The sequence below is a fragment of the Shewanella youngdeokensis genome, assembly GCF_033180165.1.
Lineage (GTDB): Bacteria > Pseudomonadota > Gammaproteobacteria > Enterobacterales > Shewanellaceae > Shewanella > Shewanella youngdeokensis.
The window spans coordinates 339,746-353,491 of the sequence record NZ_CP136522.1; the positions used below are offsets into that span (position 1 = coordinate 339,746).

A 13,746-nucleotide genomic window follows, 5' to 3' on the forward strand; every position below is an offset into this window, starting at 1 on the left:
TTATCTAATGGAGGCTATTACCACACCACGTCGCTGATGGCGTTATCTGACTCACCAATAATTGTTTTTACCACCTTATTATTAGCATCAAGTAAAATGAGTCGCGGGATCCCGACATTGGCAAATTGGCTATAGATACTGCGATCCGTGTCAGCCACAAGGGCAAAATTAAGCGCATATTCGGCGGCAAAATCATCGAGTGCTTGTTTATCTTCTTCGCGTGCAATACCAATAATATCGACATTCGGGTTTAAATAGATATCAGATGCGGTGAGGCTTTTTATCGCTCGCTGGGAATCTGGGCACCAGGTGGCAAATAAGATCAGCAGCTTATTGTTACGCGATTGGCTTAAATCAATATTATTGCCCTGGCTATCGACGAACTGAGTCACGGGGACTGGGTCACCCGCTTTAACATAAGTTAAGTAATCTACTTTCGGTTGCACAGCGGTATTAGCGCAGCCCGCAGTTATCAATAACAATACGCTAGACAAAACAAGTGTAAGGGCTCTCATAGGGCATCCATTCTTCGGCAAGTAATACTAAAGTATCAAAGGCTTGTCGAAATGTATAAATGTAATTAGTGCAAACTTGCAACAGGTTATGTCTGTGTAAAATGCACGCTTAACTTTGGCTAAACGTGCTGACTGCTGATAATTGGGGCTATATAGGCTGGAAGAAGCGAGCTTGTCTTGGTAAGTAGTAATTATCACTGTTAACCGAAAATGCGACGGTATTTGAACGGCCAACAATTTCAGCTCGGGGGATGAAGCCTATCATCCTTGAATCAGCGCTATTATCACGATTATCCCCCAGCACAAGGTAATGATTAGCCGGCACTTTAATCGGCCCAAAATTAGATTGGCCAGTGGTAACCCCTAGGCCTGCAATACCGGCAACCTTTACTTGATGATTTAAACCTAAAAGGTTTTCGCTGTGAATTTGAGCGTCATCAGTTTGTGGGTGGCTAGCGGTGTATTGCAGTGTTTCACCATTTATTGATAACACATTGGCGCGCATTGATACGATATCACTGGGGAGGCCAATAACTCTTTTTACCAATTTTTTGTCGCTGGCCTTTGAGTCAAAAATAATGATGTCTCCACGCTGTGGATCTGCCAGTTTTGCAATTGATATGTGAGTAAAAGGAACGCGAACATCATAAGCCATCTTGTTGACCAGTAACCGATCGCCCTCAACAATAGTGGGTTGCATCGAGCCTGTCGGCACGTGGTTCCAGTCGGCGACAGCGCTTCTAAAAACTAGCATTAATGCAATAAACAAGAAAACTGAGCGATTTTGCCGTAACAGTTTAAAAAGCATTTTCATACAATAGGTCCTTTATTGGTTATGAATGTAGTACTGACTATTGAGACTGGTTGATATAACAATGGTTCAGGTGTTCACTTGCTAGAAATGTAACCAAGTGTGCTTTAATGAATAATAAAGTGATTCTATAAAGGGGTTTTGGCTGGTTTTTGCTGAATAATTCAGCATTAAAAAGGCTTTATCGTATTAAATGCGCAAAATGGTCTATTTGTTGTCCACTTGAACCAAAGTGTGCTTTACATTCTAAACAGATTTAACTATTATTCTCGGCGTTCGGAGAGATGGCAGAGTGGTCGAATGCACCGGTCTTGAAAACCGGCATGGGTTTGTAGCCCATCTAGGGTTCAAATCCCTATCTCTCCGCCACATTAAAGAAGCCCGCTATTTATAGCGGGCTTTTTGCTATCTGCAGTTTAGTTAGCCCAGATGACTTGGACAGTTGAGTGGATCTCAATCGGGTTGAACCCTAAGGGTTACTATTGTTTAAAGTCAGCTATCTCTGCGCCACATTAAAGAAGCCCGCTATTTATAGCGGGCTTTTTGCTATCTGCAGTTTAGTTAGCCCAGACGACTTGGACAGTTGAGTGGATCTCAATCGGGTTGAACCCTAAGGGTTACTATTGTTTAAGTCAGCTACCTCTGCGCCACATTAAAGAAGCCCACTATTTATAGCGGGTTATAGCGGGCTTTTTGCTATCTGCAGTTTAGTTAGCCCAGATGGCTTGGGTAGTTGAGTGGATCTCAATAGGGTTGAACCCTAAGGGTTACTATTGTTCAAAGTCAGCTATCTCTGCGCCACATTAAAGAAGCCCGCTATTTATAGCGGGCTTTTTGCTATCTGCAGTTTAGTTAGCCCAGATGGCTTGGGCAGTTGAGTGGATCTCAATAGGGTTGAACCCAAAGGGTTACTATTGTTTAAAGTCAGCTATCTCTGCGCCATATTAAAGAAGCCCACTATTTATAGCGGGTTATAGCGGGCTTTTGGCTATCTGCAGTTTAGTTAGCCCAGACGGCTTGGGCAGTTGAGTGGCACTCAATAAGGTTGAACCCAAAGGGTTACTATTGTTTAAAGACAGCTATCTCTGCGCCACATTAAAGAAGCCCGCTATTTATAGCGGGCTTTTTGCTATCTGCAGTTTAGTTAGCCCAGATGGCTTGGGCAGTTGAGTGGATCTCAATAGGGTTGAACCCTAAGGGTTACTATTGTTTAAAGGCAGCTATCTCTGCGCTACATTAAAGATGCCCGCTATTTATAGCGGGCTTTTTGCTATCTGCAGTTTAGTTAGCCCAGACGGCTTGGACAGTTGAGTGGATCTTAATCGGGTTGAACCCTAAGGGTTACTATTGTTTAAAGTCAGCTATCTCTGCGCTACATTATGGTGAACTATTGATTGAGATATTGAGGCTGTCTATTTTGAGTATAGCAAGTCACTCTTTGTCAAAAGCCAAAGGTTGATTGTGTTCTTCGATAATAGTTATTGATCACGTATTGTGTATTATTTGGTAAGTAAAACTAAATCATAATTAATTGCAATATTATTGTCATATTAGCATGTCATTATTAATTAACATTGAGTGAAATTAATGAATATGTCTTTGTTGTGGAATTAAATGGAAATGATTTTACTTATTAGCTTTAGCTAAAGTTAGCGGTTTATCTGAATGTATAAGCATTCATAAAATAATACTTTTAATTTGGGTTGACTATCTAGGCAGCTGAAAAGTTGTTAAGTTATTTCTGTTTTATACTTATTCATTTGTTTTGATTTTTTATTCTAATTTATATTAAACCTTCAACTCTAAAATAAATTTATTGCGTGAGCGCATTAGCTGTTGGTTATTTACATATTCATTAACTAGTCTAAGGCTGGTGTTTTGCAAATAGATAGTGGAAACAATATATCATTCTTCAATTGTATCTATTTTTGGTGGAATGCTTCGTTACATCAGGTATTGTTGCGCAAATAATCACTAATTAAGCGCTGGTTAATGAGTTGTTTTAAATGGGTGTTAGATGTGTTTTTGTGATTGGTGTCACGTGTTTTACCTTGATAAGGTAGTGTGACTTACTTAACATTGTGGTGTTGATTTAAAAGGGTGTTTACGGGAATTTTTCGAGAGTAATGTAGCGCAGTTGTGGTGGTGTTTTTGTGCTTGATGAGTTCTCTGCTTTTAGATTACTTATCTTAAAGTTCTTCACGCTATTAATTCTCAACTGGATTTAATCGAGTTTAGTTATATTAAATGTAAATAAAAAATTAAATCGCTTACGCTTTCATATATTTTCAATGTTCCTTGAATATTTTTCCGTTCTTTTGGTTTAGAACGTTGTTCATTTTCCCCTCCAATAAATCAACCTCACATAAATAATTATTAATCCAGAATTCAATCTTTGCATGAAGATTGAAATTTACGAATGGAAATAAACGCGATGATTAAAAGAACAACCGTTGCAATCGCCTTAGCTTCTTTATTCTGTGTAAACACCGCAAGCGCGGTAACACTGCAGGAAGGTGACAATGGAGATTATATTCGCCTATTCGGTGAAGTCGGGGTCGGGGGCATTTGGGGACGAATGCTGATTATAACCATGATGAGTTTTACGATGCTAAAGGTTATGTCGATGATAGTTTTGCCACCCTTGGGGTTACCGGGATGCGCCAAAACTTTATCTACCGATTAGAGCTCGATTATCAGCGCAGAAATTGGCTAGGTGGTGATGGCGAGTTTGAGCTTGCCATTGACAAAATGTTTATTGGCTATGTGTTTAATGACAATCACTGGGTTGAGTTTGGCTTAACCGATACGGCTTTTGATGAGTATGATCATTTTGGTGATTTTACCTTCAATAAGTCTGTAGAAACTGGTGAAGCTGGCGATCAAGAAAACACGGTTAAGTATGAAGCCAAGTTTGAAAACTTAATTTATGGCGCTTCGTATTCTTATGAAGGTGAGCATAAGAATGGTTCGGCACAAGGTGACATCGTTAATGGCTATGTTGGCTGGATGTCAGACTTTGTTTCTGTTGTCGCAGGTGTTGAGGCGCGTGGCGGTTCAGAAGGTGTGTCTAAATACGGTGAGCAACAGCTAGCGGGTTTAGGTGTACGTGTTCAACTTATGCCTGAATTAGCTATTGGTTTTAACGGTTTTATTGAAGACGAAGATTTAGCAACACGTCAAAGTGGCGATGTGTACCTTGCCTATGAAACATTCCGCAATTACGGCCTAACTCTCAGTGCTAAGTACGAACTTAATGAATCTTGGGAGATCATCGCATCAGCGAATCATGAAGAGTATGAAAGCTGGGACGTTGAAGGTCCAAACTTCGATTACACCGAGCTGCCAGCAGAATTTGGTAAAGACCGTTGCTGGGGCAGTGTAGGTTTTAATTATCGCCCTGCAAAAGACATTGTACTGTCTGTTGAAGGTCGAGTTGGTGAAGCTCCTGAAGCCGCATATGCCTACGCGCGTATGTACTTCTAGTTCCATTTTAAGTTAAAAAATTATCGAGTTTACTATGAAGAAAAGTGTTCTCTCACTGGCCGTTGCCAGTATTATTAGTACAGGTGCTCACGCTGCGGTTGAAGATCTGCTGATCACCGAAATGGTACAAAAGGATTATGGAGCTGAAGTCGGCTCTGTAGAAATCACCAATACTCATGCAACTGATGCATTTACATTTACCGATGAAACCGCCGTATTTATGTGGGGCAATGGTAAATACGAAAACAAAATGTTATCGGCAGCCGGCGAACCACTGCTAACAGGTTTTACCATAGAGCCTGGCAAGTCCGTTGTTGTGATAAACGCCGAAGCAAGTGATGCGTATAAGCAAATCATTACCGATAATGGTGGTGAATTCGTTATTGGCGAAGGAAATGGTAATTACTCGGACTTTTACCTAAGTGGTAATGATGGTTTTTACATTAAACATGGCGATACCATTATCGATCGTGTTGGCGCGGCTGATAACACCAGTGTATGGGCTGAAGACACCACACTGCGTCGCCGTAAAGACAGTGACGGCAATGCGCCAGCAGCTTCAAGTAGCTATGACGCTTCACAATGGGAAGTAATTACTCCCCTTGATATGAGTACCGTCGGTACGCCAAATCTGGCAGATGCTTACGAGCCTTTTACTTGTACTGATTTAAAACGGATCAGTGAGATCCAAGGTACTGGTAGCACCTCTCCTCTTAAAGGGGAAAGTGTTGCGGTACAAGGTATTGTTACCGCTATTGTTGACCTGCCAAAGAAAGGTTTTTATCTACGTGATGAAGTGGCCGATGGTAATCCATTGACCTCTGACGGTATTTTTGTTGAAAGTGGCAGTGCAGACAGTCAATTGCTTGGTCGTACAATCTGTTTGGGCAGTGATGTAGCTGAAAGCTATGGTCAAACGCAACTGTCAGCTGAAATCTGGGAAGTCACAAATAGTGACTATACCGCAACGGTAGCGACTGACATCGAGATGCTAGCGTCTGATAATGAATCTTTTGACGCAACACTTGAGCGTTACGAAGGCATGTTGGTTAACTTGCCAGAAGACATTAATGGCTTGCTTGAAGGCAAGCAAAATATGCGCGTATCACGTAGTTTCAGTTTTAACTACGACAGCTACCGTAATAACATTACCTTAGCTTATATGCGCCCAAATATGCAGCCTAACCAGCTCAATATTGCAGGCTCACCAGAAGCTGAAGCTGCCGCAGCACAAAATGATGATTATCGTTTAATTGTTGAAAGTTCATCTAAAGCTGATAATGGCGTTATCCCTTACTACGCTGATTTTGGAGTATCGACTGAAGATGATTACATCCGTATTGATGACAGTGTCGTTGGTATGGAAGGGGTGATCAGCTATAGCTATGGCGATTATGCGTTAACGGTAACTAATTCTCTTAACAGCACAAACTTTATCCATAACCTACCTAGAACAGATAGCCCTGATATCGACGAAACGGTTGCTGAAGATCACTTCGCGATTCGTATCGCGAGCCAAAACCTGTTCAACTACTTCAACTCACCTTTTGGTGGCGATCAAAACCAGTTTGGTCAAAGTCGTGGTGCAGATACTTATAACGAGTTTATCCAGCAAAAAACCAAGTTGGTAGAAGCTATCCGTGCGCTTGATGCTGACGCCGTAGGCTTGATGGAGATGGAAAACAATGGCTTTGGTCTAAACAGCGCGATTGCTGATCTAGTCAATGAAGTTAACGTTTTCTATACCGAAGAGTACGAGAAAAACGCTGGTGAGCCAGACTCAACAGAAAATCGCTACGTGTTTGTTGGTTTTGACCACAACGGCAATGAAGTGCTTGATGAGTTAGATGCACTCGGTTCAGATGCCATTGCGACCGGTATTATTTACCGTCCAAGCAAATTAAGCATTGAACGTACTCGCGTTGTAACAATGCCACAGCAAAAAGCACCGACCATCGTTAATGAAAATAACGAAGTGATTAAAGATAGTGACGGCGAGATTTTAGAAAGCGGCCAAAACTATCACCGCGATGCTTTAGTGGTAACATTCCTTGTTAACCAAACTGGTAAGCGTTTAACGCTAGCGGTAAACCACTTTAAGTCAAAGGCTTCAACGTGTTGGGAAGACTGGCAAGGCGTGGAGTTTGGAGACAATACTGAGTGGACTAAAGATGCTCCAGATCTTGATCTGCAAGGTTCATGTGCTGAGTTCCGTATTGCTGGTGCAGTACAGTTAGGTGAAGAGCTTGAAGAGGTTCAGGGTGATAAAATCATCATGGGCGATCTTAATGCGTACGCTCAAGAAGACCCAGTACTGGTGTTGACTGACAACCCACGTAATAAAACGTTAATGACAGCAAGCCATACCTTTATTGGTAGCAAGCCGCAGTTCAATAGTGACGGTTCGGCAGTAGAAATAACCAGTACCTATGGTTACATCGATATCGTTTCAAAAGTATTTGAAGAACAGGGTAAAACTCCATGGAGTTACTCTTATAACGATGAGGTTGGCTCACTTGACCACATTCTTATTTCTCCATCTTTAGAAACTCGTGTTATCGATGCTGCTGATTGGCATATCAATGCCGCTGAATCTAGCCTGTACGATTACAACATGGAATACAAAGGTGATTATAATAATGAGGTTAATAAGTTCTACGCTGAAGATCATTTCCGCTCTTCAGATCACGACCCTGCATTAATTACCCTAAGTTACCTACCTGGCGAGGCTGATAGTGGCCGAGCAATGTACCTCACCAAGCAAGATAAGCTAATTAAAGTGCCGTATCAGATCCCTGAAATTGCGGGTGCGTTAGCAGGTGATGTTGCAACGATTAAAATCACGCCAACTAATGATGAGCTGCAATTGGACATGAGCCAACTTGTAGAGCCTAACGTGATCCTAACTGAAGACGGTACCAACTTAATTAACTTCGAAGTATTTGGTGCTCCATCAGCATACTACACCGCTAAAGTTGCTCTTGAGCGCGACGGTAAAGTGGTTGATGGCTCTTCAATGTCATTTGAAATCGAAGTGGCTAGCCGTGACTCACTCGTCGCAGATATTGCCGAGGAAGAGCATGATGGCAGTGGCGGTAGTACCGGACTGTTTAGCTTGCTAGCCCTACTTGGTTTATCGGGATTGCGTCGCCGTAATCGTAAATAAGTTCAACCCCAAAGTGAGGTGTTAGCAATAGCTTCACCTCACTTTCTAATAAAAAGATACGACTATGAATAATAAAATGAGTGGTGTAGCTAAAGCAGTTGCTCTGTTATTAGCCACAGCGTCTACTACGGCGCAAGCAGATCTTGTCATTACCGAGTATGTTGAAGGTGGTGGCTTCAATAAAGCTATCGAGCTTTATAATTCCAGTGACGCCGCACAATCTTTAAATGGCTTTAAGCTGGTACGTTATAAAGATGGGGCAACCACTCCAACAGATATGGTTACGTTTACAGACGAAGAAATACCAGCAAAAGGTATTTTAGTGGTTAGACATGCTGATGCTGAATTGAGTCTTGATGCTAGTGTCACGGATATGGTTGGCGGTCTGCAACACAATGGAACTGATGCCGTTGGGTTATTAAATGGTGACCTAGTAATTGATATTGTTGGTGAAGTACCAACTCCTTCAGGTTGGGGGAAAGATGTTTCATTACGCCGTATAAATAGCTCTGGTTCTATGGTTTCTAAAGCGGTCTTTGATGAAAATGATTGGACTTCAGAACCTAAAGACACTCTAAATGGGTTAGGCTGTATAGGTGAAGGTGCCTGTACTTTTATCGCCGAGCCAGGTGCATTGTTAATCACTGAGTATATTGAAGGTAGCAGTAGTAACAAAGCCATTGAAATTTCTAATGTGGGTGGCAGCGAACTTGACCTTGATAGCGCTGAGTATAAGTTAACTCTTTACTCTAATGGTGCCGGTTTTGATGCCCCCGGAAATAGCGAAACATTGACCGGTATTTTAAAGGTCGGTGAAAGTATTGTGTTCCACAATTCTGGTGCTGATGAAGCGTTCAAAGTAGGCATTGAGTCTGATGTGACCTGGTTTAATGGCAACGATGCGTTAGTGTTGACTAAAGACGATGTGGTTATCGATCGCTTTGGTAAACTGGGTGAAGATCCTGGGGACGTCGGCTGGTTGGATGCAAATGACTCTGCTTTTGCGACGCTAAACAAAACCTTACGTCGTAAAAATAGTGTCACTGCTGGTGACACTGATGCAGCGGCAGACTTCCCAGGCGTAACAAATCAGTGGGCAACGTTTGATATTGACACCGCTGATGGCCTAGGTTGTTTTGGCGAAGAGGCGTGTCCTGAAGTGCCAGTATGTGAGAACTGTCCAACTTTAGACCCTATAGCTGACCCTGATACCTATAGTCGCGACGAGTATTACTCTGATGTGATAAACGGTAACTTTGAAACACCTGAAGCGATGAAAAATGCCATTTCAACCGTTATTGCCACAGGTCATAAACAGTTAAGTTACAGCGAAGTGTGGACTGTTGTGACTCATTCTGATGAAGATCCAAACAATAGCATGAATATCATTGAGCTTTACACGGGTAATTCTACAGCTAAAAATAGTAATGCGGGTAACGGCGGTAGTTGGAACCGGGAGCATGTTTGGGCTCAAAGCCATGGGATCCCAAATGATTCGCAAATGGGCAATACCGATGCACATCATTTACGCCCGACCAATAACATAGCTAACTCAACCCGTAGTAACTATGACTTTAATGAATGTAGTGAAACCGGCACTGAGCTATCTACTGCACCGGGTAACTACCTAGATACCGCTGCACGCTGTTTTGAACCACGTGACGAAGTAAAAGGTGATGTTGCGCGGATGATCATGTACATGGATACGCGTTACCAAGGTAACGACCCTTATACACCTGACTTGATTGCTGTGGATCGCGTTACCACCGAAGAAGAGGTGGGTAATAAGGAGCCGCTACACGGTAAGCTTTGTACTTTATATGCTTGGCATCAACAAGATCCAGCTGATGCAACAGATACTCAGCGTAACAATGCCGTTTATGCGTATCAAGGCAACCGTAACCCGTATGTTGATAACCCTGAGTGGGTACAAGCAGTTTACGGCGACCAGTGTGGTGACCCTATGACACCGGCACTTGATGTTGAGGTTATCGTTGATGCACCTGCAAGTGTTAATGAAGGTGAATCATTTGCAATTGATGCCTCTGGTACCGTTGCCGATGATGGCGCTGAACTTAGCTTTAACTGGGTACAAACTGCTGGTCCAGAGCTAGAGTTTGACGCGACCAGTGCTGTGCTATCGTTAGCTGCACCAGAAGTTGACGCAGACACTGCACTCGAGTTTACGCTTACAGTCAGTGATGGCTCGCTTGAAACAAGCGAAGTGGTTAATGTAACGGTTACAAATATTCCGTTGGCACTGGATATTAGCTTTAGTGGTACCACTGAGCTAAATGAAGGTGACAGTACTGTGATCACAGCGACAATTGCTAACGAGCCTGAAGGATTACAATACTACTGGCAACAGGTTTCTGGCACTGATGCAGAATATACTGCATCGGGTCTAGAGCTAACAGTGGTTACGCCAGAGGTGAATGTCGATCAAGAACTTGTGTTTGAATTGGTTGTGAGTAACGACCAAGATCAAGTGAGAAACACGGTAAGTATTAGTGTTGTTAACCAGCAAGGTGATGGTTGGACTGAGCCTGATGGAGCCGGTGGCTTAGGCGGCGGTCTACTACTGCTGTTACCGCTGTTATGGCGTCGTCGTCAATCTTAAACCGCTGTAAATAATCGGTTAGGTAATATGTCTAACCGTAAAAAAAGCCCAGTGGCATAAAGCTTTGCAGTACATTGCTAGCTTTGTGTTACTGGCTTTTTTGTTATTGATGTCGTCAATATTTTCATTTTAATACCGATCCGTTATCGCTTTGCACAGTGGTCACTTAGTAACCCCAAAACTGTCATTGAGCCGCGATAACCTAGAGCAAAAATATAACTAAATAATAGGTTTCTTATGGCATTACCTTTAAAAACAATCGCCGCTCTATTGAGTACCGGATTAATACTCGCAGGCTGCTCTGGTGAATCACCGCAAGCAAAGAGCTGTAGCGACGCGGGTGAGCAGTGCGTTCGATTTACCCTACTGCATACCAATGACCACCATGGTCGCTTTTGGAAAAACAGCAAAGATGAGTATGGTATGGCTGCTCGAAAAACCTTAGTCGATAGCATTCGTAACGAAGTGCAAGCACAAGGTGGCCATGTTTTATTATTATCGGGTGGTGATATTAATACCGGCGTACCCGAGTCTGACTTACAAGACGCTAAGCCAGACTTTATGGGCATGAACCTGCTTGAATATGACGCCATGGCAGTGGGTAACCATGAGTTTGATAATCCACTTAGCGTATTAGACAAGCAACGCCAGTGGGCTAACTTTCCGATGCTTGCTGCCAATATCTACCGTGAGATTGACGGCCAATGGCAGCAATATTTTGAGCCTTACCATTTGTTTGATGTTGGCGGATTAACGTTGGCGGTTGTCGGGCTAACAACCGAGCAAACGGCGCAAATTGGTAACCCTGAGTTTATTAAGCCGTTGCGATTTACGCCTCCACAAATCGCAATGAAAAATACCCTTGCTCAACTTAAGGTCAACCACCAACCAGACTTAGTGTTTGCACTAACCCACATGGGGCACTACCAAGATGGCCAGCATGGCAGCAATACGCCAGGTGACGTGTTGTTGGCTCGTAGTTTACGTGCCGGTCAGCTCGATGGCATTATCGGTGGCCATTCTCAAAACCCTGTGTGCATGGAGGCCGGTACTAACCAATATGCTGACTTTAAGCCGGGTGATACTTGTCAGCCTGATAGGCAAAATGGCACTTGGATCATGCAGGCTCATGAATGGGGTAAGTATGTTGGTCGTGCTGATTTTGAATACTACAATGGCCAGCTGCATCTGGCGAATTACCAGCTAATTAGCGTCAATTATCACGCAGGTGAAAAACCAGAAACTGGCGTTAGCGCGATTGCTGAAGACCAGCAAATGTTGGCGCTACTCGAACCCTATCAAGCGCAAGGCGAAGCCAAACTGAATGAAGTGATTAGCCATACCCTTAATAAATTAGTTGGCGATCGCAAGGTGGTGCGTAACCAAATAAACCCTCTTGGCATGTTGATAGCCAGCGCCCAAAGTAGTGGGGCTGTTAAGGCTGATTTTGGCATTGTAAATGGTGGTGGTATTCGCACATCGATTGAAAAAGGCCCTATTCGTTATCGCGATGTGTTGTCAGTGCAACCCTTTGCTAATACGGTTACTGTAACCGAAATGACAGGAGACAAGCTGCAACAATACCTTGCAACGGTCGCGACCCAAACCCGTGGTTCGGGTGGATTTGCGCATTTTAGTGGTATTGATATGACCGTCGACTGCCAACAAAAAACCGTCGCGATTGACAGTATTAATGGTCAGCCGTTTAAGCTTAATAAGCGCTATAGCTTTACCTTGCCGAGCTTTAACGCAGCAGGCGGCAATGCTTACCCTGTATTGCACAATGCCGTTGATACAGGCTTAGTTGATGCCGATGTGTTGTTCCAATATTTAAAGCAACATAACCCGATTGACCCTAGCTTGCCTGCTTATAGCAGCAAGGTTGACTTTATCGGCTCTAGCACGCCGCTTGGTTGTGACAGTTAATGCCACAGCCGGCAACTAAGCTTAATGAGCTGAGTTGCTACTGCGTGAACAAGCGTTTTGTATGATGATAGGGCTGCCAGAAGGTGGCCCTTTTTATGGCTTGGGTTATACGCGGTTACTTGTCTTTATATTGCATGGCGACGTCCAAAAACTGCTCAACGACCTCAAGAAAATTATCGACCATAAATGGATCAAAGTGCGAACCACGGCCTTCAGTGATGATATCAATGGCGTCTTGGTGGCTAAAGGCATCTTTATAGACTCGCTTACTGATTAATGCATCATACACATCGGCAATGGCCATTAACCGTGCTGAAACTGGTATTTGCTCACCTAAAAGGCCTTCAGGGTAGCCTGAACCATCCCACTTTTCATGGTGGTAATAGGCGATCTCTTTAGCAAAAACTAAAAAGTTATCGGCGATATTAATTGAGCCTTCAGCAGCCTCTATAGCGTCACGACCATAGGTTGTGTGCAGTTTCATCTCGTCGAATTCCGCTTTGGTGAGCTTGCCAGGTTTCAACAATATGCGATCTTCAACCCCGACCTTGCCAATGTCGTGCAAGGGAGCCGATTTGAACAGGGCAGTAATAATATGGGGCTGTAAATAGGCGCTGTACTTGTCGGTGGTAGCAAGTTTTTCTGCGAGTATTTTGACATAACGCTGGGTGCGCCGAATGTGGTTACCCGTGTCGGAGTCACGAGATTCTGCTAAAGCGCCCATGGCCACCATAGCAACATCTTGCAGCTCATTAAGTTGAATTGTTCTTTGTTGTACGCGCTCTTCAAGCACTTGGTTTTGTTGCTCCAATATTTCTCTTGAAGCTTTAAGCAATAAGTGGTTTTTTACCCTGACTTTTAATATCGCGGGGCTGATAGGCTTGGTTATATAGTCAACAGCGCCTAGCGCTAAGCCTTTTGCTTCATCTTCCTCGAGTGATTTGGCGGTTAAAAATATTATCGGAATGTCTCGTGTGGCGGCATCGGCCTTGAGGTGTTCACACACTTGATAGCCATCCATATCTGGCATCATAACGTCAAGCAATATGAGATCTGGTTTACGCTTGTTAATGATTTTCAGCGCGACTTCACCGCTGAGTGCCGCCTGCACTAGGTAGTCGTCAAAGAGCACGCCTTTGACGACTTCGATATTGGTGACTGTGTCATCAACAGTCAAAATAATGGGTTTTTGTCCCTCTTTCATAGTGCTTAATCCCTTCCG

General features: G+C 43.3%; 7 protein-coding genes and 1 tRNA gene. 5 read left to right on the forward strand and 3 right to left on the reverse strand.

The genetic code is table 11. The annotated features are described in order from the left end of the window. Window positions 1-17 precede the first annotated feature (17 nt). Both RGE70_RS01480 and lepB read right to left on the reverse strand, forming a co-directional pair. Window positions 18-515, reverse strand: coding sequence for a TlpA family protein disulfide reductase (locus RGE70_RS01480; RefSeq protein ID WP_310469785.1), 498 nt, complete (start codon window positions 513-515; stop codon window positions 18-20). Between the two features lie 148 nt (window positions 516-663). Continuing rightward, window positions 664-1,329 carry a signal peptidase I gene (gene lepB / locus RGE70_RS01485; RefSeq protein WP_310469786.1) on the reverse strand — a complete coding sequence of 222 codons (666 nt, stop codon included), beginning with the start codon at window positions 1,327-1,329 and terminating at the stop codon, window positions 664-666. A 275-nt stretch (window positions 1,330-1,604) separates the two neighbouring features. Between lepB and RGE70_RS01490 the strand changes: the two genes are divergently transcribed. The 5 genes from RGE70_RS01490 to ushA all read left to right on the forward strand — a co-directional run bounded on the left by RGE70_RS01490 (window position 1,605) and on the right by ushA (window position 12,524). Then, window positions 1,605-1,695: transfer RNA gene (locus RGE70_RS01490), tRNA-Ser, on the forward strand. A 2,199-nt stretch (window positions 1,696-3,894) separates the two neighbouring features. Beyond that, complete coding sequence (locus tag RGE70_RS01495) at window positions 3,895-4,812, forward strand: porin (protein ID WP_310469787.1); 918 nt, start codon at window positions 3,895-3,897, stop codon at window positions 4,810-4,812. A gap of 34 nt (window positions 4,813-4,846) precedes the next feature. Further along, the gene (locus RGE70_RS01500; protein WP_310469788.1) at window positions 4,847-7,978 is read left to right on the forward strand and encodes an ExeM/NucH family extracellular endonuclease; all 3,132 of its coding nucleotides are present in this window, start codon (window positions 4,847-4,849) and stop codon (window positions 7,976-7,978) included. A gap of 64 nt (window positions 7,979-8,042) precedes the next feature. After that, window positions 8,043-10,598, forward strand: a complete 2,556-nt coding sequence (locus RGE70_RS01505; protein ID WP_310469790.1) for an endonuclease — start codon at window positions 8,043-8,045, stop codon at window positions 10,596-10,598. 237 nt (window positions 10,599-10,835) lie between these two features. Beyond that, complete coding sequence (gene ushA, locus RGE70_RS01510) at window positions 10,836-12,524, forward strand: bifunctional UDP-sugar hydrolase/5'-nucleotidase UshA (protein ID WP_310469791.1); 1,689 nt, start codon at window positions 10,836-10,838, stop codon at window positions 12,522-12,524. A 115-nt stretch (window positions 12,525-12,639) separates the two neighbouring features. Here the strand turns inward: ushA and RGE70_RS01515 are convergent, their stop codons facing one another. Continuing rightward, window positions 12,640-13,728: a response regulator gene (locus tag RGE70_RS01515; RefSeq protein ID WP_310469792.1), complete on the reverse strand. Its 1,089-nt coding sequence runs from the start codon at window positions 13,726-13,728 to the stop codon at window positions 12,640-12,642. Window positions 13,729-13,746 lie beyond the last annotated feature (18 nt).

What these genes read in the sequence shown, in the direction of transcription:
- RGE70_RS01480 (WP_310469785.1), bottom strand. Translation starts at nt 515, where the DNA reads ATGAGAGCCCTTACACTTGTTTTGTCTAGCGTATTGTTATTGATAACT.
- lepB (WP_310469786.1), bottom strand. Translation starts at nt 1,329, where the DNA reads ATGAAAATGCTTTTTAAACTGTTACGGCAAAATCGCTCAGTTTTCTTG.
- RGE70_RS01500 (WP_310469788.1), top strand. Translation starts at nt 4,847, where the DNA reads ATGAAGAAAAGTGTTCTCTCACTGGCCGTTGCCAGTATTATTAGTACA.
- RGE70_RS01505 (WP_310469790.1), top strand. Translation starts at nt 8,043, where the DNA reads ATGAATAATAAAATGAGTGGTGTAGCTAAAGCAGTTGCTCTGTTATTA.
- ushA (WP_310469791.1), top strand. Translation starts at nt 10,836, where the DNA reads ATGGCATTACCTTTAAAAACAATCGCCGCTCTATTGAGTACCGGATTA.
- RGE70_RS01515 (WP_310469792.1), bottom strand. Translation starts at nt 13,728, where the DNA reads ATGAAAGAGGGACAAAAACCCATTATTTTGACTGTTGATGACACAGTC.